The organism is Agrobacterium sp. O3.4 (assembly GCF_041414895.1).
Lineage (GTDB): Bacteria > Pseudomonadota > Alphaproteobacteria > Rhizobiales > Rhizobiaceae > Agrobacterium > Agrobacterium cucumeris.
The window spans coordinates 66,580-91,059 of record NZ_JALPZP010000003.1; the positions used below are offsets into that span (position 1 = coordinate 66,580).

The window sequence follows — 24,480 nt, forward strand, 5'->3', positions numbered from 1 at the left end:
AACACACCGATCAAGGACACGAAATGATGACAACCCTGATGCGCCAGGAAATCAACGAGATTCCCGATGCCGTCGCCCGTCTGCTGGACAATGCGAAAAATGATTTTCAGGAAGCCGGCAGCCAGCTGAAGGCCCGCGATCCAGCCGTTATCGTCACAATTGCGCGGGGTTCTTCCGACCACGCCGCGCATTTCCTTAAATATGCGATCGAATTGCAGACCGGGCTGCCGGTGGCGTCGCTTGGGCCCTCACTCGCCTCCATCTACCAAACGAAACTGCGGCTGGAACGGGCGGCGGCCTTCGCCGTGTCTCAGTCAGGCAAAAGCCCTGATATCGTTGCGCTGGCGGAAAGTGCCTGCAAGGGCGGTGCACTCACCTTCTCTCTCGTCAACACACTGCCCTCTCCGCTTGGCAATGCAGCCAATCAGGCCATCGACATCCAGGCGGGACCGGAAAAGGCTGTTGCCGCCACCAAATCCTTCGTCAACTCTATCGTTGCTGGCCTCGCAATCCTTGCCGAATGGACGGAAGACAACCTGCTCGCCAAGGCCGTCAGCGCCCTGCCGCAGAATTTCGCAAGAGCCGTTGCGCTCGACTGGAGCCAGATCGCCGAGGCGGTGAAGGGCGAAGAATCGCTTTATATGCTGGGCCGTGGCCCTGCCCTTGCCATTGCCGCAGAAGCCGCGCTGAAATGCAAGGAAACCTGCGAACTGCATGCCGAAGCCTATTCGTCAGCGGAGGTCATGCATGGCCCGGTCTCGCTGGTCGCACCGAAATTCCCGGTCATCGCCTTTGCCGCACGCGACCGCGCCGAGACTTCGGTGACGGATATCGCCGCAAATCTTGCCCATAAGGGCGCAAATGTTTTCGTCACATCCGCAAAAGGCAGCCCGGCCAAGCCCCTGCCCTTCGTCGAGACCAACCACCCGCTGACCGATGCCCTGTTGCTGATCGCACCGTTTTACGGCTTCATCGAGCAATTGTCGCGCGCGCGCGGCTTCAACCCGGATGCGCCGGCGGCATTGAAGAAGGTAACGGAAACCCAATGAGCGGTATAAAGGCATTTGTCGGCGCCCGCATTTTCGATGGCGCCGCCTGGCATGATGGCAAGGTACTGCTGACCAGTGACGGACATGTCACCGACATCTCAGACAAGGTGCCTGCCGAAGCCGAAGTGATTGATGCGAACGAGTTGTTGATCGCGCCGGGCTTCATAGACCTTCAGGTCAATGGCGGCGGCGGGGTGATGTTCAACAACCAGCCGGATGTGAATGGCATCGCCCGGATATGCTCCGCCCACGCAAAATTCGGCACCACGGCGCTGATGGTCACGCTCATCACCGACCGGCCGGATGTGACCTCGAAAGCAGCACAGGCGGGTATCGCCGCCGGCAAAGCAAATGTGCCGGGTTTCCTCGGCCTGCATTTCGAGGGTCCGCATCTTTCCGTCGCACGCAAGGGCACCCATGATCCGGCGCTGATCCGCAAGATGGAGGCAGACGATCTTGAGGTTCTGACCCGTTGCAAGGCCGAACTTTCCTTCGTGCTGACCACCATTGCCCCGGAAAACGTGACCAAGGAGCAGGTTGCAGCGCTCCGAAAAGCCGGCATCGTCGTCAGCCTCGGCCACACCGACACAGGCCTCGATGTGGCGACGGCCTATGCTGATGCCGGCGCTTCCATGGTGACCCATCTCTTCAACGCCATGAGTCCGCTTGGCCATCGTGAACCGGGGCTGGTGGGAGCCGCACTCTCGAACGGAAAACTGGATTGCGGGCTGATCGCCGATGGTTTCCATGTCGATCCAGCCGCAATCGGCATTGCGCTGCGCGCCAAGAACGGCCCGGCCCGCATTTTCCTCGTCACCGATGCCATGTCCACCATCGGCACGGATGATGACGGCTTTGAACTGAACGGCCGGCGCGTCTATCGCAATGGCGGACGCCTGACGCTTGCCGATGGCACGCTGGCGGGGGCGGATATCGATATGCTTTCCTGCATCCGCTTCATGCATGGGAAAATGGACACGCCGCTGGAGGAGGCCTTGAGAATGGCCTCCGCTTATCCAGCAGAAGCCATCGGTGCGACGGCCAAGGGGAAACTCCTGCCCGGTTCCGATGCGGATTTCGTCGTACTGACACCTGACCTTCAAATGCATTCCACATGGATCGGCGGAGAAAAAATCCACGATGCCGCCCGTTCCGGAGCCTGAACAATGATCGTTTGTTTCGATATTGGCGGAACGACCATCAAGGGGGCGATTGCTTATGCCCCGGATGATATTCGCCCCGTGCCGCGCATACCGACACCGAAAACCAGTTTCGAGGATTTCGCGGCGGGCCTCAAATCCGTCATCGACAATAGCGGCGGCACACCCGCCTGTGTGTCGCTGTCGATTGCCGGCGTCATCGATCCCGAAACCGGTAAAGCCACCGTTGCCAATATTCAAAGCATCCATGGCAGGGTGCTGAAGGACGAGTTGGAAAAGGCGCTAAACCTTCCCGTCATCGTTTCAAATGATGCCGATTGTTTCGTGATCGCCGAATCGGAAATTGGCTCTGGACGGGGCCATCGCGTCGTCTTCGGCGTCATCCTGGGGACGGGTGTCGGCGGCGGGCTGGTCATCGATGGCAGGCTCATCAACAGCGATGGCGGCTTCGCCGGCGAATGGGGACACGGGCCGGTGGCCGCGACCCTGGCCGGCAATCCGCCGGTAGCGCTGCCGCGTTTTGAATGCGGCTGCGGCCTCATCGGTTGCATTGATGCCATCGGCAGCGCTCGTGGCATGGAAAAGCTGCATCTGCATCTTCACCAGCAGGATACGACCAGCGAGGACATCATCTCTGCCTGGCAGGCGGGCGATGCGCAGGCCGCAAGAACCATCGATATTCTCGTTGATATTCTCGCCTCGCCACTCGCTATGGTGATCAATGTCACCGGCGCAACCATCGCGCCTGTCGGCGGCGGGCTTTCGAATTCGAGAGAGCTTCTGGCCGCGCTGGATGAAGCGGTCAGGGGCCGTGTTCTCCGGCGTTTCAACCGCCCGCTGGTCGTGCCTGCCATTTGCCGGATCGAACCGGGGCTGATCGGTTCCGCCGTCATCGGACTGAAATACGAGAAGGAAATCGCCGTCCCTGCCTGAGCGGCCTTACGTCTCGATCTTTTCCCGGCGAAAGCCCAGCCCGACCAGCCGCCCAGTCAAATGGGCAAGAAGCGGAAATCGCATGAGCGCCAGCACAAGCGCGGGCGGACCTTTCGGCTTTTCCGCCACCTCCGCCTGCCCCTTCTTGCGGCCGATGCGCATCATTCGCTGCAGAAATTGCGTGGCCTTGGTCGGGAAGGATCGTCGCTTCTCGATTGCGGCAAGATCATCATCACCAACGGGCCGGCCGGATAAAAATACCGGCACGAGCACATTGGCCGCAGCAACGGCATCCTGAACGGCCAGATTGACGCCCACACCGCCAACCGGCGACATGGCATGCGCCGCGTCCCCGATGCAGATCAGGCCGGGCTTCCACCAGCACTTCAGCCGGTCGATGCGAACGGTCAGGAGATGCACGTCGTCCCAGCTGGTAAGCTCGTCCAGCCTCTCGCGCGGGAACGGGCAGATTTCCGCCACCCTCTCCCTGAACGCCTCAAGTCCCTGCAGCTTTATGTCCGCGAAAAAGCCCTTGCGAACCACATAACCGCATTGCCAGTAATCGCCCCGGTTGATCATCACGAAACCCTGTCGCGACCCGACATGACCCATGGTTTCGGTCGAATCGCCCGGCTGTTTTGAAAGGCGCATCCACAGCACCTCGGTCGGAATACCGAAGCGCTGGATTTCCAGCCCCGCCGCCTCCCGGACGATGGAAGTGCGGCCATCCGCACCCACCACCAGATCCGCGGCGATCTCGATCACACCATCAGGTGTATTGACGATCAGACCGCCGACACGCCCGTCGCGCTCGATCAGACCGGTGACCGGCGCATTCATCAGCAGCCGAAAATTCTCATATTGCCCGGCCTTACCGACGATGAAATTGAGAAAATCCCATTGCGGCATGAAGGCGATGAAACGATGACGGACCGGCAGCCGGGAAAAATCCGCGATCGTGATACGCTCGCCGCCGATAACCGCGTTCAGCCGCGGCGCGCGCGTATGCGGCAGGCTGAGGAACTCGTCGATGAAACCCAGCTGCTCCATCAGTTCGAGCGTGGACGGGTGGATGGTATCGCCGCGAAAATCGCGCAGGAAATCCCCGTGTTTCTCGACCACCGTCACATCGATACCGCTGCGGGCAAGCAGCAGGCCAAGCATCACACCCGCCGGGCCTCCGCCGGCAATGGCAACGGAGGTGCGGATGTGCTGAACCGCCTTACCGTCATTTTCCGGCGCGACTTTCACTTCTTCCATTACATCTCTCCGTTTCCGCCCCGTTCAACGTCCCTATCGCGGATCCGCTACCGGAAGATTTGCATTTTTCGGCTGCGGCCAACCATAGGCATCGAACCGAAACAGCATTTCGGACCGGGCGAAAATAAAAGCGAAGGCCATGGCCGTCCACATGCCGAGCAGCAGCCCGGTGGCGACATCGCTTGGATAATGCGCGCCAACGATGACACGCGAAACGCCGATGACAAGGGCGAACAAAAGGAAGGCCCAGCGGAAGCGCGGCATCAGCATGGCAAAAACACCGAAAAACGCGCCGGCAGCGGTCGAATGGCCGGAAGGAAAGCTCTCATAGAGATTATCCCCGGTAAACGGGGTGAGGCTATAGGCGCCCATTTCAAGGAAAAGCTCCGGCCGCGCCCGTCCGATCAGGAATTTCAGCGTATGGACGAGAATGCTTGCCGTTCCGATCGTCAGGAAAAAATAGGCGAGAAGCCGCCACGCGGTTCTCAAGCGCCCGGCATAGGTCTGGGCCTGCAAAACCCGTGCGCCGACATAGGCAAGAATGGCAAGAGCGCCCGTGGAATAGAGCATCCAGCTGAAGGTTCCGAAATCGGTGATGGCGCGATTGAAGGAAACGATCGTTCCGGGCAGGGCCTGGGCGCTTTCGGAAAGACGTGGATCGAGAGGAATAAAGACCAGCACAAGCACAAGGCTTGCCGCAAAAATCCATCCGCTGGAAACCAGGAAACGTCGCATCTAAGTCCTCTCATCGTTTTTCTTGCATATGGCTTTGCCATCCGCAAAAACAATAGCCGGGCTTTATCCTTGTTATGGCTGATTTTCACGAGTAGAGGCTAATGCATGTCACCGAAACCGTGCAGCGGTTTCGCAAGAATGACATGCTCCAAAAGGTGCGAACCGCACGATACTGACGGACCGAAGATGACGAATGCCAGTGAAATGCCGCGCAAACTGACGATATTGGGTTCCACCGGTTCGATCGGCACCAGCACGCTTGATGTCGTGCATCAGCTGGGCGGCCGCGAGCAATTCCAGATCATGGCGCTGACCGGCGCGGGAAACATCGCACTTCTGGCAGAGCAGGCGCGTCAATTCGGCGCACAGATGGTGGTGACGGCCGAAGATGACAAATATGAAGAATTGAAATCCGCCCTTGCCGGCACCGGCATAAAAGTTGCCGCTGGCAAATCCGGCCTTGAAGAAGCGGCGTCGATGGATGCCGGCTGGGTGATGGCGGCGATTGCCGGGACGCCCGGCCTTGCCCCGACGCTGACAGCCGCCCGGCGTGGCGCCGATATCGCCCTTGCCAACAAGGAATGCCTCGTTTCAGCCGGCGATGTTTTTCTACGCACGGTCAAACAGGGCGGCGGCAGGCTGATCCCGGTCGATAGCGAACACAGCGCGATCTTCCAGTGCCTGACGGGCGATCACAAACAAGCGGTGGAGCGCATCGTGCTGACGGCCTCCGGCGGACCATTCCGCACCTGGTCACGCGATGAGATGGCCAATGTCACGGCCGATATTGCCCGTGCCCATCCCAACTGGTCGATGGGGCTAAAGGTCTCCATCGGCAGCGCCTCCATGTTCAACAAGGGGCTGGAAATGATCGAGGCGAAATACCTCTTCGATCTCCGGCCCGATCAGGTGGAGGTGATCGTCCATCCGCAATCGATCGTGCATTCGATGGTCGGTTACAGCGACGGTTCCTATATCGCCCAGCTCGGCTCTCCCGACATGCGCACCGCCATTTCCTATGCTCTTACCTATCCTCAGCGCGGCAATCTGAACGTTGAGCGGCTGGATTTCGCAAAACTGGCGCGGCTCGATTTCGAGGCGCCGGATGAAACCCGCTTTCCCGCGCTGCGGCTCGCCCGTATGGCGCTGGAGCGTGGCGGTCTGCAGGGTGCCGCCCTGAACGCAGCGGAGGAAACCGCCTTTCACGCCTTCGTCGCGGGCGGCATCGGCTTCCTCGACATGGCCGAAATCGTCGAAACGGTCATGGACCGCATGCATGACGGCCGCTCAGCCGCCACGATGGAAGATGTCTTCGCAGCGGATGAGGAAGCCCGACGCCACGCCCGTGAATTGATCGCCACCAAAGAAAAGGCCGCGTAAACGCGGCCCGATCTGCTTTTATTTGAATTAAGGCCTCACGCCACCGCCCGCGCCAGTGCGCAATGCGACCAGAGCTGATGCAGCGCACCGACCAGCTGCTCGATATCGGCATCGGTATGCAGCGGCGTCGGGGTAATGCGCAGACGTTCTGTCTTGCGCGGCACGGTCGGGTAATTGATCGGCTGCACATAGACACCGTGACTGTCGAGCAGAATATCCGAAATCCATTTGCACTTCGCGGCATCGCCCACCATGACAGGCACGATGTGGCTCGGATTATCCATATGCGGAATACCGCGAGCATCGAGAAGGCCGCGCAGCTTGCGAACCCGGTCCTGATGGCGGGCGCGCTCGAAGGGGCTTGCCTTCAGATGCTGGATCGAAGCAATGGCACCGGCGGCAAGCGACGGCGGCAGGGCCGTGGTGAAGATGAAGCCGGAGGCGAAGGAGCGGATGAAATCGCAGACCGCCGTAGAACCGGTAATATAGCCGCCCATGACGCCGAAGGCCTTGCCAAGCGTTCCCTCGATGATCGTCAGGCGATCCATCAGGCCTTCGCGCTCGGCAATGCCGCCACCGCGCGGACCGTACATGCCAACGGCGTGAACTTCGTCGAGATAGGTCATGGCGCCATAACGGTCGGCCAGATCACAGATTTCCTTGATCGGCGCGATATCGCCATCCATCGAATAGACGGATTCGAAGGCGATGAGCTTCGGCGCGTTCGGATCGGCAGCCTTGAGCTTTGCCTCGAGATCTTCGAGATCGTTGTGCTTCCAGATCACCCGCTCGCAACGGCCATAACGAATGCCCTCGATCATCGAAGCATGGTTCAGCGCATCGGAGAAAATGATGAGGCCCGGAATCTTCTGGCCGAGTGTACCGAGTGTTGCCCAGTTGGACACATAACCCGAGGTGAAGATCAGCGCCGATTCCTTGCCGTGCAGATCGGCAAGTTCCTGTTCAAGAAGGACGTGATAATGGTTGGTACCAGAAATATTCCGGGTGCCTCCCGCACCCGCGCCACAGTGATCTATCGCCGCTTTCATGGCTTCGATGACTTTCGGGTTCTGGCCCATGCCGAGATAGTCGTTGGAGCACCAGACCGTTACGTCCTTGCGCTCGCCATTGGCGTTATACCGTGTCGCGCGGGGAAAATTGCCCTGCTGGCGTTCGATATCCGCAAAAACGCGATAACGTCCCTCAGAATGCAGGCTTTGCAGTTCCGTCGTGAAAAATGCCTCGAAGTCCATGCCATGCTCCAGAATTGACCAGACCGTTTTCCGCTCCGACACCGGGACCGTCAACCCTTTTGGGCCACTTTAACCGCGTCTGCGTCAATTCGCCGTTGTTTTGAACCATTCCAATAAACCGTTTATAGCCGCCGATGAAAAGTACAAAATTGATTCACATCAAAAAACCACGAATTTTGGAACCTTTTTCGCGTAGCGCCGTTGTCTGGCACGCAATCGATTTACGCGCGGAGGAATCCCCGAAACATGAGGCTTCCCTTAACGGCATCGAATTGTTAGTTATCTGTGGCGGTCGGAGGTAGCAGTCGCCGCAGATAAATATGGGACGCCTACCGAGCCGAAGAGCTCATTGTAACGTTGGAGAGAGTTTCATGAAAAAGGCAATCATATTTGCGCTGGTCGGCCTGTCGCTTGCAAGCTGCACGCAGACCGAAAAGGGTGCTTCGATCGGTGCCGTTTCCGGTGCGGTCCTTGGCGGCGCTATCACGGGCAATGTTCGTGGCGCGGCAGTGGGTGCAGCCATCGGCGGCGTAGGCGGTGCCTTGATCGGCAATGCTTCCGAACCGGGCTATTGCTATTATCGCGACCAGTACGGTCAGCGTTACACGGCGCGTTGCCGTTAATCGCATCGCGAAATACCGTTGCACAGAAGCCCCGGTCACCCGGGGCTTTTTGCGTTAAGGCCGGCAAAACGCAAGCCAAAGGGTCCTCAACGCCGTTTATTTATGATTAAATTGCAATGTTAACGGACAGGAAACGGGTTGGAGCCAAAATAAATGCTCAACCATAAAGCAGCTTATGCAAAGAACACGAACTAAGCCGAAGACAGGTATTGCGTATCGGAAAGCTGGCACCGCACTTGCGGTTGCTTTCACGTTCGCCCTGTATCCGGTGTTTACCCGTGACGCCTTTGCCTTCAAACTGTTCGGAATGCGCCTCTGGGGTTCGGAAGAACCCGAGGTCGAGGTTATCAATCCCGTCAAATACGCCGTGACACTTGATGCAGGTGATGCAGACAAGTCGTTGAAAGGCAGCCTTGAAAACAGCTCGCTTCTTCTCGCCGACAAGGACAAGCCCGCCTCCGGCGATCTCGGCCTTCTGATAAAGGCGAGAGACGACAGGGACAGGCTGATCGCGGCGCTTTACGAAAACGCCCGTTACGGCGGCATCGTCAAGGTCACCGTCGCGGGCAGGGATGTGGATGCCCTGCCGCCCAATCCCGTCTTTGATCACAGCGCACCCGTGCCGGTGGTCATAACGGTGACGCCAGGTCCGAAATTCACGCTCGGCAGCGTCCGGCTCGAAGGTGATGTGACGGGCCGTAACCTCGAAGAATACGGCCTCGTCACCGGCGGCGATGCCGGGTCTCTGGCGATCATCCGCGCCGGCAACAAGCTGATCGACGATTTGAAGGCGGAAGGCCGGCCGCTCGCAAAGCTGACGAAGCGCGAGGCGGTCGCCAATCATGCGACGAACACGGTCGACATCACGATGGCAGCTGAAGGTGGGCCTGTTGCGCCCCTGGGCGAAGTCGCCGTCACCGGCGAAAAAACCGTCGACGGTGATTTCATCCGCCGTTATTCGCGCCTCAATGGCGGCGAACCCTATTCGCCGGAAAAGCTGCGCAAGGCCGCGGACCGGCTGCGCCAGCTGGGCGTCTTCTCCAGCCTGACGATCAAGGAAGCGGGCACGCTGGCGCGCGACGGCACCATTCCGCTCACCATCGAAGTGTCTGAAGGCAAGCACCGTTATTTCGGTGTCGGCGCGCAATATTCCACCACGGAAGGTATCGGCCTCCAGGGTTATTGGGGTCACCGGAACCTGTTCGGACAGGCGGAATCGCTGCGTATCGAAGGCTCCGTCTCGCGCATCGCCGAGGCATCCAGCGTCGAAGGCATGGATTATTCGGCTGGCATTACCTTCACCAAGCCCGGCATGTTCAACCCGCGCACCACCTTCAAGACAAGCCTGATCGCCAAGACAGAACATCCCGACACATACGATGCCAAGACGGTGACGGGCACGGCCGGCTTTGCCTATGAGCTCAACGATACCGACACCGCCGCCGCGGGCCTTGAAGTACAGTGGGCCGATACCGAAGACGCCTTCGGCAAGAACGAATATCTGACGACCTCCATCCCGCTGGAATTCGTTCGCGATACGCGCGACGACAAGCTCAATCCCACCGAAGGTTTTCGTGCTTCGATAGCCGCCAAGCCCAGCTATGAGGCGCTGAACGGCACGTTCTTCTCGTCGTTCGAAGGCTCGATCAGCGGTTACAAGGGGCTCGGCGCGGAAGATCGGCTGATCATGGCCGGAAAGCTTTCCGGCGGCGTGCTCGTCGGCGGCAGCGACCTGCAGGACATCCCCACCACCCGGCGCTTTTATGCGGGCGGTGGTGGATCTGTGCGCGGTTACAGCTATCAGGAAATATCACCCTATAATGCAGCAGGCGACGCAACCGGCGGCCGCTCTTATGTGGTAGGGTCCGTGGAAGCCCGCATCAAGGTCACCGATACGATCGGCATCGTGCCTTTCATCGATGCGGGTGTAGTCTCGGAAGATGTGGCGCCAGATTTTTCCGATATCCGGGCCGGCGCCGGCATTGGCCTGCGTTACGCAACGCCCTTCGGGCCTTTGCGTCTCGACGTTGCCATGCCGCTTGATAAATATGATGGCGGTAACAGTTTCGGCATTTATGCTGGCATCGGCCAGTCTTTTTAAACACCGCCATCGAACACCCTTAAAGCAGAGTGTAGATTACCTTTGATGAAAACGTTGATTCGATTGCTGAAATGGCTGGGCTACGTTGCCTTGTGCGGCGTGGTGCTGGTGCTGCTTGCGGTTTTGTTCGTCGGATTTACACCGATGGGCGCCAGAATTGCAGCAAAGCAGATTTCAGCACTTGTATCGACGCCCGATCAGACAATCGAGATTTCCCCCCCGAGCGGCCTTTTGACCGGCCGCCTGCGGCTCGACAACGTCACCCTTTCGGACCGGCAGGGACCCTATGCCCGCGTGAACCAGATCGCCGTCGACTGGTCGCCGCTCTCGCTTCTTGCCGGAACCTTTCACGCCGACCGGGTCTCGGCCGGGTCGATCGACGTCGAGCGTAAACCGCTAGCCTCCGAGCAGACGACGACCAAAAGCTCCGGCAGTTCTTCGCTGCCGATTGAAGTCGGCATCGATAATTTCAGCTTTCCAGATATCAGCCTTGGGCAATCACTTCTCGGCAGCCCTTTCGAGTTGACGGCCGAAGGCAATCTCAAGGCCGCCCGTGACGATATCAGGCTGTCGCTTACAGCCCATCGGATGAATGCGGTGGATGCCGCCGTGAATGCCGACATCGCCTTCCTGCCGAATGAAAATGTGCTGAAGCTGAAAGCGGAGATGAAAGAGCCCGAAGGCGGTCTTCTCGCCACGCTGCTTTCGCTGCCCGGTACGCCCGCAGTGGCGATCGATGTGAACGGCGAAGGGCCGCTTTCCAACTGGACCGGCACGCTGCGCGGCAATGTCGCCGGTAACCCCGTCGTCAATGTTAACGGCCGCCATATTCTTGGCGATGACGGCACGCGCCGTATCGAGATCGCGGGCGGTGGTCAGCCGGATCTGCTCCTCCCCCCCGCCTTCCGCCAGCTTTTTGCCGGTGAGACGAAGCTCGATGCAAACGCAACGCTCTCACCGCAGGGCCGCATCGAAATCGGCAGCAGTACGCTGGAGACCGGCGCATTGTTGCTGACCGCTTCCGGCACCATCGATCCGAACGGTCAAAACGATCTCGCCGCCAACCTCATCGGCACCGCCGGTCCCGTTGATTTCCGCTGGCCTCTCAGCAATGGCGAAGTTCAGGCCCTCATCAACGGCCTCGACCTTTCCTTGAAAGGCAACGCGGATGCCGCGCATCTGAAGACCACGGCATCATTGCGCAGCCTTGCCCTGCCCCAGGGCCGGCTCGACGATGTCAAACTGACGGCCGAAAGCACCGACCTCAACATCGCCAGCCGCAGCGGCACCATCGCCACCGTCCTTTCCGTTACGCAATCATCCTTCGTCAGCCCTGATATCGACCGGCTGGTGCGTGCGCCACTCACCATCAAGGCACCACTCAGCTTCACCTCTTCCGCCATCGGCTTTGACGGTGCAACGCTCGAAAGCGCCAGTGTCGGCGGAACCCTGAACGGCAGTTTTGATCTCGCCAATAACCGCCTGACCTCCAGCGTGCAGCTCTTCGCCCTGCCGGCCACCCTGCCGCCGGCGCTGGCAGAAAAATTCGACACTACAATCGCCCTGCAGGGCGATATCGACCTGACCATTGGCGGGCGCATCAGCGTTGAGAACCTCGCCGTCAAATCCGGAACGATCGAGGCGGCGGGCAATGTCAGCCTGGAAAACGATGCGTTGAACGCCAGCCTGACCGGCAAATTCCCCGCTCTCGAAAAGCTGACACCGCAGGCAAAGGGTGTCGCCGAGTTTGCAATCGATGCCACCGGTGCAATTTCCGCACCGGATTTCAACGTCACCCTGAGTTCTGAAAGCGCAGTTCTCGCCGGACGAACCCTCGAAGCGTTGAAAATCAATGCTGCAGGCAAGGCGGATCCCGCAGCACCGCAGGCGAAACTCACCGCCAGCGGCAGCCTCGACCGGCAGAAGATCGACGCCAACGCCAATGTAGTGCAAACGGAAAACGGTACGGCGATACCTGAGCTGCATGTGGCCGTCGGCCGCAACCTGCTGAACGGGCAGCTGCAATTCTCGCAGCAATTCCTGCCGACAGGCAATCTTTCCTTCAATTTCCCAGATCTTGCCCTGCTGGCCGCACTTGCCGCGCAGCAGGCGGATGGCGATATTGCCGGCGATATCGCGCTGAGCAACGCCAATGGCCGGATCGCCGCAACGATAAAGGCCAATGGCGGCAGCATCCGTCAGGGCACGACGACAATCTCCAAGCTCGCCGCCGATATCTCCATCGACGACCTGCAGGCGCTCGCCATCAATGGCAAGGTCAGTGCCGACAGCGTCAATGCCGGCGCCGCCTCGATTTCCGGCCTTAATGCCACCATCGGCCATTCCGGCACGACAACGCAATTCGACGTCAACGGTCGTTACGACAATGCACCGCTGGTGGTGAAGGGCAGCGCCGATACCGGCGGAACGCCGATGACGGTAAGGCTCGACGCCTTTTCCGCCGCCCCCAAGGGCATTGCCGTGCGGCTTGAAAAACCAAGCACCATTGCCATCCAGAATGGCGCGGCGCGCATCTCCGATCTGACCATCATCACCGGCGACGGGCGCATTGAGGTCAACGGCACCGCCGGATCGGCACTCGACATCAATGCCGACATCCGTTCGCTTCCCGCCAGTCTTGCAAACGCCTTCGCTGCCGGGCTGGATGCGGCAGGCAGCATATCCGGCACCGTCAGCGCCAAGGGCGCGGCATCCGACCCCTCGGTCGATTATAATCTCAATTGGGCGAATGCCGAGGTCTCACAGACCCGCGCCGCCGGGCTTGCAGCACTGGGCATCAAGGCGAACGGCCGTTTCGCCGGCGGCACGCTGCAGATCGACACCAACGTGACCGGCCAGGGCGGCATGGCGCTCTCGGGCGGCGGTTCTCTCGGCATCGCCGGCAATCGCCCGCTCTCCATGGCCTTTACCGGAAGGCTGCCTTTTTCCGCTGTCGCGGCACAGACCGCCGCCCAGGGTCTTGATGTGGACGGCACGGCTGCCATCGATGTGAAAATTTCCGGCAGCGCCACAGCACCTGTTATTACCGGCAGCATCACCACCGATGGCACGCGCCTGACCGACGTGCGCCGCAACCTGACCGTCAACGGACTGGGTGCAACCATCACCTTCGATCGCGACCGCGCTGTCATCTCCCGATTGACGGGTAAGCTGGCAGGCGGCGGAACGATTTCAGGAACAGGCAGCGTCGGCATTGCCGGCGGCTCGGGCTTCCCGGCCGATATTTCGATCACCCTGGATCGTGCCGGCTATAATGACGGAACATTGGTAACCACGGTGGTGAGCGGCACGCTGACGCTGAAAGGTCCGCTGCTGAACTCGCCAGTTCTGGGCGGCAACCTGACGCTGGATAGAAGCGCCATCACCATTCCGGAAAAACTCCCGGCCTCGCTGACTGAAATCGACGTCAAGCACAAGAACGCCCCGCCCAAGGTACGTGCGCAGGCGAAAGCGCTAGGGGGCGATCAGGGCGGCAGCGGCAGTTCCTCCACCATCAATCTCGATCTGCAGGTGAATGCACCGAGTGGCATCTTCGTGCGCGGTCGCGGCATCGACGCGGAACTGACCGGCAATCTGACGATCCGCGGCACGGCGGCCGTTCCGGTCATTTCCGGCGGCTTTGAAATGCGCCGCGGCCGGCTGGAAATCCTCACCCGTCGTCTTGATTTCACCACCGGCAACATCAGCTTCGGCGGTGGCCTCATCCCGGTTCTCGATATGAAGGCGGACTCGACGGTTGGTTCAACCACCGTCACGGTTGCGGTTTCCGGCAATGCCAACGACCCGACATTCGCCTTCTCCTCGTCCCCTGCCCTGCCGCAGGATGAAGTCATGGCGCAGCTGATCTTTGGCCAGTCCATGTCGAAACTCTCCGCCCTGCAGATCGCCCGGCTGGCAGATGCCGCGGCCCAGCTGGCCGGCGGTCGCTCAACCTCGCTGTTCGACAAGCTCAGAAGCAATCTCGGCGTCGATGATCTGGATATTTCCACCGATTCAGAGGGTCAGGCCCGCGTTTCCGCCGGCAAATATCTGAATGAGAGAACCTATCTCGAACTGCAGCAGAGCGGTGAATCCGGTGCCAAAGCCATCATCAACCTCGATGTCGGGCGCGGCGTGAAACTGCGCGGTGAGGCGGGCGGCGATGGCGAAGGCGCAGCCGGTATATTTTACGAGAAAGAATACTGAGCACGCGAGTAAAAATGCTTAGCGGGTTTATGTCCGGACAATGCGTAAATCAAAAAGAGAGTGTTTTCGCGATTCGAAGAAAACGAAAACACTTCAGAGCCGTTCGCATTTAGGTTTGCGAAACCATCTCATGTTACGAATCTTCCATTGAAGACGGAAATAGTATTTCCGGCTGTTCAGGCACCAGGCAGAACGCCAAATCCGCATATGCAAGTGTCGGTGCACTTGCGCCGGCCTCCACAGCGAGCATTGGGAAGAATTCTGATGGCAATGATAAACTCTACCAATTTTGGCGGTGAGACGCTGGAAATCATCGCGTTCCGCCTGCACGATCAGGAATTCTGCGTGAAGACGACGACTATCCGCGAAATTCGCGGCTGGGCGCCTTCCACGCCTATTCCCCACGCGCCGAAAGACGTTATCGGCGTCATGAACCTGCGTGGCTCGGTCATTCCGATCATCGATCTGGCCCACAAGCTCGGCATGAAAAGCACCGTCGCCAATGAAAGAAGCGCCATCGTGGTGGCTGAAGTGCACAACATGGTCATCGGCATGCTGGTTGACCGCGTGTCCGACATCCTGACGATCCCGGCAAACCAGGTTCAGCCGGTTCCGGAAATCTCCGCCTCTTTCGACAAGTCCTATTCCGAAGGCATCATCGCCAACGAACATGGTATGATCTGCTTCCTGAACCTTGCAAAGATGTTCAAGGGAACGGAAGCGGAAGATCTCGCGGCTTAAGGCCTATTGGCGGCTTCCCCTCAAAGGTTTGCATTCTGACGCAAACAAAAGAGACGAGCCCGTTTCGTTCCAGACATCGACAATCAGGCCAAACCGCCGGAGCATCGCCCGGCGGTTTTGTTTTTTCTATTCCTGCGTTTTGTAAATAAGAACATTTTAATATTATAGATATCTAATATTAAAAGCTGAAAATCAGTACCGCACCGACACGCATCTCGCGGGTCCGATACCTGACCTAGGCCGACAAGACGCAAGTGCCTGCATTGCCGCTTTTGGCGGCAAACCTGTTCGTTGTTCAACATGATACGGCGCGGAACGCATCCTCTTATGCGGCTGGCCGCGCTGTGGCCGATATTCGGGGGACGTCCAATGCTGGGGTTAGGGAAAAGCGCAGATAACCGAAACATGCTCGATGCGATCTCCAGATCGCAGGCGGTCATAGAATTCGATCTTAAAGGTAATATTCTCACGGCAAACCGCAATTTCTGCGCAGCGTTGGGATATGATCTTGCCGAAATCACCGGCAAGCACCATCGCATCTTCTGCGACGGCGAATTCGCCGCATCGCGTGCCTATCAGGAGTTCTGGGAATCTCTCGCCCGTGGCGAGTTTCAGGCCAAGGAATATCGGCGTATTCGCAAGGATGGCGCGGTTATCTGGATCGAGGCTTCCTACAATCCGGTTTTTCGTTCGGGCAAGCCCTACAAGGTGATCAAGATCGCCACCGATATCACCGCCAAGAAGATCAAGGCCGCGGAAGACGCCGGCAAACTGGAGGCGCTTTCCCGCTCGCAGGCCACCATCGAGTTTTTTCCCGACGGCACGATCATCACCGCCAATCCAAATTTCTGCGCCACCGTAAATTACGACCTCAAGGAAATCGAGGGCAGGCACCATCGCATGTTCTGCGATCCGGCCTATGCCACCTCGCCCGCCTATGCCAGTTTCTGGCAGCGGCTGGCAGCCGGAGAATTCATCTCGGATGAATTTGTTCGCTATGGCAAGAACGGCAAGGAAATATGGATTCAGGCCGCCTATAATCCAGTTCTGGATGACGCCGGCAAAGTGGTGAAAGTGGTGAAATTTGCCACCGACGTGACGCCGCGCATGAGCGCCATCACCGTTCTTGCCGATGCCCTGCGGGCCCTGGCCGATGGTGATCTTGTGCAGCGCCTCGACAACAGTTTCGTGCCCAGCATGGAGAAGTTGCGCCAGGACTTCAACGAAGTTGTCGGTAAACTTCAGGCCACCATGCAGACGATCGCCCACAATGCCTCCACCATCGCATCAGGCTCGGGCGAAATCCGCATTGCTGCCGATCAACTCTCGCAGCGCACCGAACAGCAGGCCGCCTCGCTGGAAGAGACGGCAGCGGCACTGGAAGAAATTACCACGACGGTAAGCGATGCCAGCCAGCGCGCCGGCGAAGCAGGCAAGCTGGTGCTGCGAACGAAAGATCATGCCGAACATTCGGGCGAAATCGTTCAGCAGGCGATTTCCGCGATGGACGCCATTTCGCGTTCGTCCGGCGAGATCACCAACATTATCGGTGTAATCGATGACATTGCCTTCCAGACCAATCTTCTCGCACTGAATGCGGGCGTTGAAGCCGCCCGCGCCGGTGAGGCAGGCAAAGGTTTCGCCGTCGTGGCACAAGAGGTCCGCGAGCTTGCACAACGTTCCGCCGTGGCCGCCAAGGAAATCAAATCCCTCATCAACACCTCGCGCGAACAGGTCGCCAATGGTGTGGACCTCGTGGGCCGAACTGGCAGCGCCCTCAAGGATATTCAATCGCAGATGGGTGAAATCGACGTCAATGTTTCGGCCATCGTCGAGGCATCGCGCGAGCAGGCCAACGGGCTGAGGGAGATCAATCAGGCCGTTAACGTCATGGATCAGGCAACCCAGAAAAACGCCGCCATGGTGGAAGAAACCACCGCCGCCAGCCACGGCCTTGCCAATGAGGCGGAAAACCTGCACGAATTGCTGCGGCAATTCACAATATCGCATGAGACCGCGGCAGCACCCGCTCGTCCAGCCGACAGGAAACCGGCCGTGGTTACCAGATTGCCGGCACCACAGGCGCGATATTCCGCACCAAGGTCTCACGGAAACGCGGCAGCAGAATGGGCGGAGTTTTAGCCCCCTGAAGCGGAAGGCCGCTAAGGGAGGCGGCCTTAAATGTCAGAAAACAATCCGATCCGCGCGGGTGAAGATTTCAAAGTCTTCACCCCGCACCAGCGCAATGAGGGTGACACCCGCCCTATCGGCCGTTTCAATGGCAAGCGCTGTGGGTGCAGAAATCGCCGCCAGAACGGCACTGCCGAGGATCGCAGTCTTCTGGACCATCTCCACCGACAGGCGACTGGTGACGGCCACCATGCCAGCACGGGAAGATATGTCCGCATTCATGACGGCACCTGCGAGTTTGTCGAGAGCGTTGTGGCGACCGACATCTTCACGCACCGCCAGCAATCCCTCGTGAACGCTATAAAACCCTGCACCGTGAACGGCCCTTGTCTCCCGGTTGAGGCTTTGTGCGTCAGTCAACGCCTTCATCGCGGCGACGATGTGATGGGCGTCAACGGAGAGTTCTACCTGGCTCACATCCGGCACCACGCGAACCGCCTGCTCTATGGATTCTATACCGCAAAGACCGCAACCGACCGGACCTGCCATATTCCGTCTTCTGGCCCGCAGGGCATCGGCATTGGCATCCTGCAGATCCACCTGAACATCATAGCCTTGCCCGGCCTCGATCACCTCGATGGAACGGATGTCAGCACGCGACGATATGATGCCCTCTGTCAGGCTGAAACCGACGGCAAAATCGCTGAGATCGGCCGGACTGGCCATCATCACGGCATGCGTACTACCGCCGTATGAAAAGGCGACCGGCACTTCCTCCGGCACAGAGCGCTCGCCCTCGATTATGAGCCCTTCCCGCCGCGCGGTTCGCGTGAACCTTCGGTAACTTGCCTCTGCTGACACGGCGATCATTCCTCCATGGCCAAAACTGCCTCGCCTCACTCCCGATCGAAAAGCAGCATTTTTCTCCGACATCACATCTAGCCCATAGCGGTGAAAACCGGAATCAATTTCCCAAGCATCACCTGCTGGAACAGACCCGCGGCCACGCACCGCATCTTTGCTTTCGTCGATTTTCCGGCAGAGCAGTGATCTGCTTTCTGCTCGAGTGCTCCAGAGAGGCCAAACGGCTCGCAACACGCGCCTGAAAAAGAAGAGACGGCCTTTTCTCATCAGAGAGTGGCGATAGCCGAAAACAAAAAAGCGACCCAAAGGCCGCTTTTTGTTTTGAATATTGTGTGGGCAGTCATTCTTTCGAACCCGCCCGGTGCTTTCAAGCGGCGACGAGAACCTCATGCAGGTTCGTCAGTTCGTAAAGGTGCTTTTCAAGCTTGGTCAGATGCTCGTGGTGGTGATTGCCCTCTTCGATTTCGGCCTTGGCCGCATCGATACGCTTCTGCAGCGTGTCGGGGGACATATCATCGGCCGAAACGGCGGATTCCGCCAGAAGCGTGCAACCGGTCGGGAGGATATCGGCAAAACCGCCGAAAACGACGTATTTATGCGTCTCACCGGAGGCGAACTTCACCGTCACCAGACCCGGCTTGATCGTCGTCATCGTCGGAGCGTGATTGGCCAGAACCGTCATCTCACCCAGCGTTGCCGGGATGACGACTTCCGTAACCGTTTCGGAAATGAGCAGACGTTCCGGGGAAACGAGATCGAATTTGAAACTGTCAGCCATGGCTATTCACTTCTTTTCAATTACGCGGGCGTCACGGACTTCATTGCTACAACGCCGGCATCACCATTCCGGTTTCGCCACCGTTGCCGGCAAGGCGCGCAGTTGAACCACGCGCCCGCCAATTCATTATCAGGCGGCTTCGCCAGCCAGCTTCTTTGCCTTTTCGATGGCTTCTTCCATCGAGCCGACCATGTAGAAAGCTGCTTCCGGCAGGCTGTCATATTCGCCGTTGACCAGGCCCTTGAAGCCCTTGATCGTGTCTTCGAGCGCAACGAGCTTGCCCGGCGAACCGGTGAAGACTTCAGCGACGAAGAACGGCTGCGACAGGAAGCGCTCGATCTTACGGGCGCGGGCAACCGTCAGCTTGTCTTCTTCCGACAGTTCATCCATGCCGAGGATGGCGATGATGTCCTGAAGCGACTTGTAGCGCTGCAGGGTCGACTGAACCTTACGGGCAACTTCGTAGTGCTCTTCGCCGACGATCATCGGGTCGAGCATACGCGAGGTGGAGTCGAGCGGGTCAACAGCCGGGTAAATACCCTTTTCAGCGATCGAACGCGACAGAACCGTCGTTGCGTCAAGATGCGCGAACGAGGTTGCCGGCGCCGGGTCGGTCAAGTCGTCGGCGGGAACGTAAATCGCCTGAACCGAGGTGATCGAACCCTTGTTCGTGGTGGTGATGCGTTCCTGCATCTGGCCCATGTCGGTTGCCAGCGTCGGCTGATAACCCACGGCCGAAGGAATACGACCGAGCAGAGCCGACACTTCCGAACCAGCCTGCGTGAAGCGGAAGATGTTGTCCACGAAGAACAGAACGTCCTGGCCTTCGTCACGGAAGTTTTCAGCGATCGTCAGACCGGTCAGAGCAACGCGAGCGCGGGCGCCCGGCGGTTCGTTCATCTGGCCGTAAACGAGCGCAGCCTTGGAGCCTTCGCCGCCGCCAAGCTTGTTGACGTTCGATTCGATCATTTCGTGGTAGAGGTCGTTACCTTCGCGGGTACGTTCACCCACGCCGGCGAATACCGAATAACCACCATGCGCCTTGGCGACGTTGTTGATCAGTTCCATGATGAGAACCGTCTTGCCAACGCCGGCGCCGCCGAACAGGCCGATCTTGCCGCCCTTGGCGTAAGGAGCCAGAAGGTCAACGACCTTGATGCCGGTGACAAGGATCTGCGCTTCGGTCGACTGCTCGACGTAAGACGGTGCATCCTGGTGGATGGCGCGCTTCTTGGCCGTGGTGATCGGACCAGCTTCGTCAACCGGCTCGCCGATGACGTTCATGATGCGGCCGAGCGTTTCCGGACCGACCGGAACTTCGATCGGTGCGCCGGTGTTGGCGACGGCCTGACCGCGGACGAGACCTTCGGTCGAGTCCATGGCGATCGTGCGGACGACGTTTTCGCCGAGATGCTGTGCGACTTCCAGAACGAGGCGGTTGCCGTTGTTCTCGGTTTCGAGCGCGTTCAGGATCGGAGGCAGTTCGCCTTCGAACGCCACGTCGACAACAGCGCCGATAACCTGGGTAACCTTGCCCGCGCCGTTCACCGCTGCGGTTTTCTTGGGGGTAGCTGCCTTAGCCATTATCCTTACCCTCTTTCCTTACCTCAGAGCGCTTCCGCGCCCGAAATGATTTCAATGAGTTCCTTGGTGATCTGAGCCTGACGCTGACGGTTGTAGGAAAGCGTCAGCTTGTTGATCATCTCACCGGCATTGCGCGTTGCATTGTCCATCGCGCTCATCTTGGCGCCCATTTCACCGGCAACGTTTTCGAGCAGAGCCCGGAAAACCTGAACCGAAATGTTGCGCGGAATAAGGTCTTCCAGAATAGAAGCCGCATCCGGCTCATATTCGTAGACGGCGTTCTGCGTCGTCTCATCCGCTTCCACAACAGGCGTAGCGGCCGGAATGAGCTGCAGGCCGGTCGGGATCTGGCTGATGACGGACTTGAATTCCGAATAGATCAGCGTGCAGACGTCGAATTCACCCGCGTTGAAGAGCGAGATCACCTTCTTGGCGATCTGGTCGGCATTTTCAAAACCGACCTTCTTCACTTCGCGCAGTTCGACGCGCTCGATGATGTTGGCTGCAAATTCGCGGCGAAGGCTGTCGTAACCCTTCTTGCCAACCGTGATGATCTTGACCGTCTTGCCTTCCGAAATCAGCTTGCGGGCATGATCGCGGGCAAAACGGGAAATCTGCGAGTTGAAACCGCCGCAAAGACCACGTTCAGCCGTGCAGACGACGAGCAGATGCACGTCGTCCTTGCCGGTGCCGGTCATCAGCGCCGGAGCAACGTCTGCCTCGACCGCCGAGGCGATGTTGGCAAGAACGGCGCTCATGCGCTGAGAATAAGGCCGGGCGGCCTCCGCAGCTTCCTGGGCGCGCCGAAGCTTCGCCGCGGCGACCATTTTCATCGCCTTGGTAATCTTCTGCGTCGCCTTCACGGAGGCAATGCGGTTTTTCAGATCCTTTAGTGAAGGCATCCGTTATCCGTCCGAGTAAAAGAGCCCTGATTTAAGAGAAAGACTTGGCGAAGGTATCAAGAGCGCCCTTGAGCTTGCCCTTGGTATCGTCGCTGATAGCCTTTTCCGTGCGGATGGTGTCGAGGATCGCCTTGCCTTCCGAGCGGAGGTAGGAGAGGAAACCCTGCTCGAACTTGCCGACCTGTGCGACCGGGATCTTGTCGAGGTAGCCGTTGACACCAGCGAAGATCACCGCAACCTGCTCTTCCGTCTTGAGCGGAGAGAACTGCGGCTGCTTCAGAAGCTCGGTCAGGCGGGCACCGCGGTTAAGCAGGCGCTGCGTGGACGCATCAAGGTCCGAGCCGAACTGGGCAAAAGCGGCCATTTCGCGATACTGGGCGAGTTCACCCTTGATCGAACCGGCAACCTGCTTCATCGCCTTGATCTGAGCGGCAGAGCCAACGCGCGAAACCGACAGACCGACGTTAACGGCCGGACGGATGCCCTGGTAGAACAGGTCGGTTTCAAGGAAGATCTGGCCGTCGGTGATCGAGATCACGTTGGTCGGAATAAAGGCCGAAACGTCGTTACCCTGGGTTTCGATGACCGGCAGAGCCGTCAGCGAACCTGCGCCCATTTCGTCGGAGAGCTTTGCAGCGCGCTCGAGAAGACGGGAGTGAAGGTAGAAAACGTCGCCCGGATAAGCTTCGCGGCCCGGAGGACGACGCAGCAGAAGCGACATCTGACGATAGGCAACGGCCTGCTTGGAAAGGTCGTCGTAACCGATGAGAGCGTGCTTGCCGTTGTCACGGAAATATTCGCCCATGGCGCAGCCGGCGAACGGAGCGAGGTACTGCATCGGAGCCGGATCGGAAGCCGTTGCGGCAACGATGATCGAGTACTGCAGCGCGCCGCGCTCTTCCAGAACCTTGACGAACTGGGCAACGGTCGAACGCTTCTGACCGATAGCGACGTAGACGCAATAAAGCTTGTCGCCGTCAGGGCCATTGTCGTGAATGGCCTTCTGGTTCAGGATCGTGTCGAGAATGATCGCGGTCTTGCCGGTCTGGCGGTCGCCGATGACGAGCTCGCGCTGGCCACGGCCAACCGGGATGAGCGCGTCGATAGCCTTGAGGCCGGTCGACATCGGCTCATGAACCGACTTGCGCGGAATGATGCCGGGAGCCTTGACGTCAACGCGCGAACGCTTGGCGGCATTGATCGGGCCCTTGCCGTCGATCGGGTTGCCAAGCGCGTCAACGACGCGGCCGAGCAGTTCCGGACCAACGGGAACGTCAACGATAGCGCCAGTCCGCTTTACGGTGTCGCCTTCCTTGATGTCACGGTCCGAACCGAAGATAACCACACCGACGTTGTCGGCTTCAAGGTTGAGTGCCATGCCGCGGATGCCGCCGGGGAACTCGACCATTTCACCGGCCTGAACATTGTCGAGGCCGTAAACGCGGGCAATACCGTCACCGACGGAAAGCACCTGACCGACTTCCGAGACTTCCGCCTCGTTGCCGAAATTTTTGATTTGATCTTTCAGAATTGCGGAAATTTCCGCGGCGCGGATATCCATCAGCCAACCTCTTTCAGTGCAAGCTTAAGGGTGGAAAGTTTGGTGCGAAGAGACGTATCGATCTGGCGGGAACCGACCTTGACGATCAGGCCGCCGAGGATCGACGGATCGACGGTAACGGAAATCGTCACATCCTTGCCGGTAACGCTCTTCAGCGCCGCTTTCAGTTCAGTTTCCTGCGCCTCGTCGAGCGCATGTGCCGAGGTAACCTCGGCGGTGATTTCGCCGCGGTGGGCGGCGGCAATGGTGCGATAGGCGCGGATCATGCCGGGAACGGCAAAGAGACGGCGGTTACTGGCAACGACCTTGAGGAAATTAACAGCAAGACCGGCAATGCCGGCCTTCTCGCAGATCGCGGTGATTGCCTTGAACTGATCCTCGGCGGAAAATACCGGGCTCGCAACCAGACGCTTCAAATCGTCGCTTTCGTCGAGAAGTGCACCGAACTTGTCCAGATCGGCTCCAACCGCTTCAACCGCACCCGCTTCCAAAGCAAGCTCGAAAAGCGACGACGCATACCTTTCCGCTACACCGGATGTTCCCTGGGAGGTGTCTGCCACGGGCACTTTTTCCCTGCTAATCATCCAAGATCATCAGCGAGGGGGCTCCACCGCATCAAATTCTTGAAATCGTTTCAATTTCCCCGAAAAAGACCGGAATTCCCCCCTGCCTTTTCCCAATTTCGCGGTCCGTCTAGCATAGGACGCCGGGACTCGCAACACGCGTAATAGCGGAAAGCGCCGTTTGGGCAAGGGGGAATGCGTTTAAATTTTCCGTTTTCGCTCAGGATGCGGGTTTGGTGCGGCACAAAAGTCCAAAAGCCCGCCTCAGACCAGCCCGAAGACGTAGCTCAGCGAGAGCGCGGACAGCAGAAAGTGTACAACCAGGAGTATGAAATTCCGCATGGTTGCGCCTCCATCCGAGAGAATGGAGAGAATGCCGCCGAATACGCTGAGACCGAAAGCCGCACCGAAAGCGAGATAGACCATGGGCTGCGCCAGAAGCAGGGCGGCAGCGCCGAGACCAAGATAAAAGCCGGCAAGCGACGAACGCGCAAGCGCGTAACCATCCCTGCGCTCACCAGCCGGCTGAAGACCGAAACCGCGCAGCGTCATCCCGGGTGCGAACATGAAAAAAAGGCCGATCACGGCCGACACCGCTGCCGCACCGAATGCTAGCTGCTCGCCGAATTCGGCAGGAAAATAAAACTCCATCTCGCT

At 59.0% G+C, this 24,480-nt stretch carries 19 protein-coding genes; 9 read left to right on the forward strand and 10 right to left on the reverse strand.

Annotation, left to right across the window (positions count from 1 at the left end):
- Window positions 1-26 precede the first annotated feature (26 nt).
- The 3 genes from M0412_RS17560 to M0412_RS17570 are packed head-to-tail and all read left to right on the forward strand — an operon-like array spanning window position 27 to window position 3,142.
- Window positions 27-1,049 carry an SIS domain-containing protein gene (locus tag M0412_RS17560; protein ID WP_269701377.1) on the forward strand — a complete coding sequence of 341 codons (1,023 nt, stop codon included), beginning with the start codon at window positions 27-29 and terminating at the stop codon, window positions 1,047-1,049.
- Window positions 1,046-2,212, forward strand: coding sequence for an N-acetylglucosamine-6-phosphate deacetylase (gene nagA / locus M0412_RS17565; protein WP_269701246.1), 1,167 nt, complete (start codon window positions 1,046-1,048; stop codon window positions 2,210-2,212). Before M0412_RS17560 ends, nagA begins: the two co-directional genes overlap by 4 nt.
- Window positions 2,213-2,215: 3 nt before the next feature.
- On the forward strand, window positions 2,216-3,142 hold the full coding sequence (locus tag M0412_RS17570) for an ROK family protein (protein WP_269701243.1): 927 nt from the start codon (window positions 2,216-2,218) through the stop codon (window positions 3,140-3,142).
- 6 nt (window positions 3,143-3,148) lie between these two features.
- Here M0412_RS17570 and M0412_RS17575 read toward each other — a convergent pair whose 3' ends face one another.
- Complete coding sequence (locus M0412_RS17575) at window positions 3,149-4,402, reverse strand: FAD-dependent oxidoreductase (protein ID WP_269701241.1); 1,254 nt, start codon at window positions 4,400-4,402, stop codon at window positions 3,149-3,151.
- A gap of 33 nt (window positions 4,403-4,435) precedes the next feature.
- Window positions 4,436-5,137, reverse strand: a complete 702-nt coding sequence (locus M0412_RS17580) for a phosphatase PAP2 family protein (RefSeq protein WP_269701238.1) — start codon at window positions 5,135-5,137, stop codon at window positions 4,436-4,438.
- Window positions 5,138-5,323: 186 nt separating this feature from the next.
- On the opposite strand from M0412_RS17580, the gene M0412_RS17585 reads away from it, so the two are divergent.
- Window positions 5,324-6,517, forward strand: a complete 1,194-nt coding sequence (locus M0412_RS17585) for a 1-deoxy-D-xylulose-5-phosphate reductoisomerase (protein ID WP_269701236.1) — start codon at window positions 5,324-5,326, stop codon at window positions 6,515-6,517.
- Window positions 6,518-6,552: 35 nt separating this feature from the next.
- Here the strand turns inward: M0412_RS17585 and hemA are convergent, their stop codons facing one another.
- Complete coding sequence (gene hemA, locus M0412_RS17590; RefSeq protein ID WP_142842313.1) at window positions 6,553-7,770, reverse strand: 5-aminolevulinate synthase; 1,218 nt, start codon at window positions 7,768-7,770, stop codon at window positions 6,553-6,555.
- 371 nt (window positions 7,771-8,141) lie between these two features.
- Between hemA and M0412_RS17595 the strand changes: the two genes are divergently transcribed.
- The 5 genes from M0412_RS17595 to M0412_RS17615 all read left to right on the forward strand — a co-directional run bounded on the left by M0412_RS17595 (window position 8,142) and on the right by M0412_RS17615 (window position 17,583).
- Window positions 8,142-8,393: a YMGG-like glycine zipper-containing protein gene (locus M0412_RS17595; protein WP_003492347.1), complete on the forward strand. Its 252-nt coding sequence runs from the start codon at window positions 8,142-8,144 to the stop codon at window positions 8,391-8,393.
- Window positions 8,394-8,568: 175 nt separating this feature from the next.
- Window positions 8,569-10,494 (forward strand): autotransporter assembly complex family protein, encoded by a 1,926-nt coding sequence (locus M0412_RS17600; RefSeq protein WP_269701230.1) that lies wholly within the window; start codon window positions 8,569-8,571, stop codon window positions 10,492-10,494.
- 45 nt (window positions 10,495-10,539) lie between these two features.
- Window positions 10,540-14,700 carry a translocation/assembly module TamB domain-containing protein gene (locus M0412_RS17605; protein ID WP_269701227.1) on the forward strand — a complete coding sequence of 1,387 codons (4,161 nt, stop codon included), beginning with the start codon at window positions 10,540-10,542 and terminating at the stop codon, window positions 14,698-14,700.
- Between the two features lie 264 nt (window positions 14,701-14,964).
- On the forward strand, window positions 14,965-15,441 hold the full coding sequence (locus tag M0412_RS17610) for a chemotaxis protein CheW (RefSeq protein ID WP_003504949.1): 477 nt from the start codon (window positions 14,965-14,967) through the stop codon (window positions 15,439-15,441).
- A gap of 405 nt (window positions 15,442-15,846) precedes the next feature.
- Complete coding sequence (locus tag M0412_RS17615) at window positions 15,847-17,583, forward strand: methyl-accepting chemotaxis protein (RefSeq protein WP_161991390.1); 1,737 nt, start codon at window positions 15,847-15,849, stop codon at window positions 17,581-17,583.
- Between the two features lie 42 nt (window positions 17,584-17,625).
- On the opposite strand, the gene fdhD is transcribed toward M0412_RS17615, so the two are convergent.
- The 7 genes from fdhD to M0412_RS17650 all read right to left on the reverse strand — a co-directional run bounded on the left by fdhD (window position 17,626) and on the right by M0412_RS17650 (window position 24,474).
- On the reverse strand, window positions 17,626-18,441 hold the full coding sequence (gene fdhD / locus M0412_RS17620) for a formate dehydrogenase accessory sulfurtransferase FdhD (RefSeq protein WP_142842385.1): 816 nt from the start codon (window positions 18,439-18,441) through the stop codon (window positions 17,626-17,628).
- Window positions 18,442-18,802: 361 nt separating this feature from the next.
- Window positions 18,803-19,213, reverse strand: a complete 411-nt coding sequence (locus M0412_RS17625) for a F0F1 ATP synthase subunit epsilon (protein ID WP_269701208.1) — start codon at window positions 19,211-19,213, stop codon at window positions 18,803-18,805.
- A 129-nt stretch (window positions 19,214-19,342) separates the two neighbouring features.
- Complete coding sequence (atpD, locus tag M0412_RS17630) at window positions 19,343-20,797, reverse strand: F0F1 ATP synthase subunit beta (RefSeq protein WP_035221615.1); 1,455 nt, start codon at window positions 20,795-20,797, stop codon at window positions 19,343-19,345.
- A 23-nt stretch (window positions 20,798-20,820) separates the two neighbouring features.
- Window positions 20,821-21,699: a F0F1 ATP synthase subunit gamma gene (locus M0412_RS17635; protein ID WP_142842309.1), complete on the reverse strand. Its 879-nt coding sequence runs from the start codon at window positions 21,697-21,699 to the stop codon at window positions 20,821-20,823.
- Window positions 21,700-21,730: 31 nt separating this feature from the next.
- Window positions 21,731-23,260, reverse strand: coding sequence for a F0F1 ATP synthase subunit alpha (gene atpA / locus M0412_RS17640; RefSeq protein WP_003492364.1), 1,530 nt, complete (start codon window positions 23,258-23,260; stop codon window positions 21,731-21,733).
- The gene (locus tag M0412_RS17645) at window positions 23,260-23,826 is read right to left on the reverse strand and encodes a F0F1 ATP synthase subunit delta (RefSeq protein ID WP_193559537.1); all 567 of its coding nucleotides are present in this window, start codon (window positions 23,824-23,826) and stop codon (window positions 23,260-23,262) included. The genes atpA and M0412_RS17645 overlap by 1 nt, the downstream gene beginning before the upstream one ends.
- Before the next feature lie 261 nt (window positions 23,827-24,087).
- Entirely contained in the window at window positions 24,088-24,474 is a 387-nt protein-coding gene (locus tag M0412_RS17650; RefSeq protein ID WP_269701200.1) for a phage infection protein, read from the reverse strand.
- Window positions 24,475-24,480 lie beyond the last annotated feature (6 nt).

Excerpts from the sequence above, each read along its gene's own strand:
- M0412_RS17560 (WP_269701377.1), top strand. The coding sequence starts at position 27 with ATGACAACCCTGATGCGCCAGGAAATCAACGAGATTCCCGATGCCGTC.
- nagA (WP_269701246.1), top strand. The coding sequence starts at position 1,046 with ATGAGCGGTATAAAGGCATTTGTCGGCGCCCGCATTTTCGATGGCGCC.
- M0412_RS17570 (WP_269701243.1), top strand. The coding sequence starts at position 2,216 with ATGATCGTTTGTTTCGATATTGGCGGAACGACCATCAAGGGGGCGATT.
- M0412_RS17575 (WP_269701241.1), bottom strand. The coding sequence starts at position 4,402 with ATGGAAGAAGTGAAAGTCGCGCCGGAAAATGACGGTAAGGCGGTTCAG.
- M0412_RS17580 (WP_269701238.1), bottom strand. The coding sequence starts at position 5,137 with ATGCGACGTTTCCTGGTTTCCAGCGGATGGATTTTTGCGGCAAGCCTT.
- M0412_RS17585 (WP_269701236.1), top strand. The coding sequence starts at position 5,324 with ATGACGAATGCCAGTGAAATGCCGCGCAAACTGACGATATTGGGTTCC.
- hemA (WP_142842313.1), bottom strand. The coding sequence starts at position 7,770 with ATGGACTTCGAGGCATTTTTCACGACGGAACTGCAAAGCCTGCATTCT.
- M0412_RS17595 (WP_003492347.1), top strand. The coding sequence starts at position 8,142 with ATGAAAAAGGCAATCATATTTGCGCTGGTCGGCCTGTCGCTTGCAAGC.
- M0412_RS17600 (WP_269701230.1), top strand. The coding sequence starts at position 8,569 with ATGCAAAGAACACGAACTAAGCCGAAGACAGGTATTGCGTATCGGAAA.
- M0412_RS17605 (WP_269701227.1), top strand. The coding sequence starts at position 10,540 with ATGAAAACGTTGATTCGATTGCTGAAATGGCTGGGCTACGTTGCCTTG.
- M0412_RS17610 (WP_003504949.1), top strand. The coding sequence starts at position 14,965 with ATGGCAATGATAAACTCTACCAATTTTGGCGGTGAGACGCTGGAAATC.
- M0412_RS17615 (WP_161991390.1), top strand. The coding sequence starts at position 15,847 with ATGCTCGATGCGATCTCCAGATCGCAGGCGGTCATAGAATTCGATCTT.
- fdhD (WP_142842385.1), bottom strand. The coding sequence starts at position 18,441 with ATGATCGCCGTGTCAGCAGAGGCAAGTTACCGAAGGTTCACGCGAACC.
- M0412_RS17625 (WP_269701208.1), bottom strand. The coding sequence starts at position 19,213 with ATGGCTGACAGTTTCAAATTCGATCTCGTTTCCCCGGAACGTCTGCTC.
- atpD (WP_035221615.1), bottom strand. The coding sequence starts at position 20,797 with ATGGCTAAGGCAGCTACCCCCAAGAAAACCGCAGCGGTGAACGGCGCG.
- M0412_RS17635 (WP_142842309.1), bottom strand. The coding sequence starts at position 21,699 with ATGCCTTCACTAAAGGATCTGAAAAACCGCATTGCCTCCGTGAAGGCG.
- atpA (WP_003492364.1), bottom strand. The coding sequence starts at position 23,260 with ATGGATATCCGCGCCGCGGAAATTTCCGCAATTCTGAAAGATCAAATC.
- M0412_RS17650 (WP_269701200.1), bottom strand. The coding sequence starts at position 24,474 with ATGGAGTTTTATTTTCCTGCCGAATTCGGCGAGCAGCTAGCATTCGGT.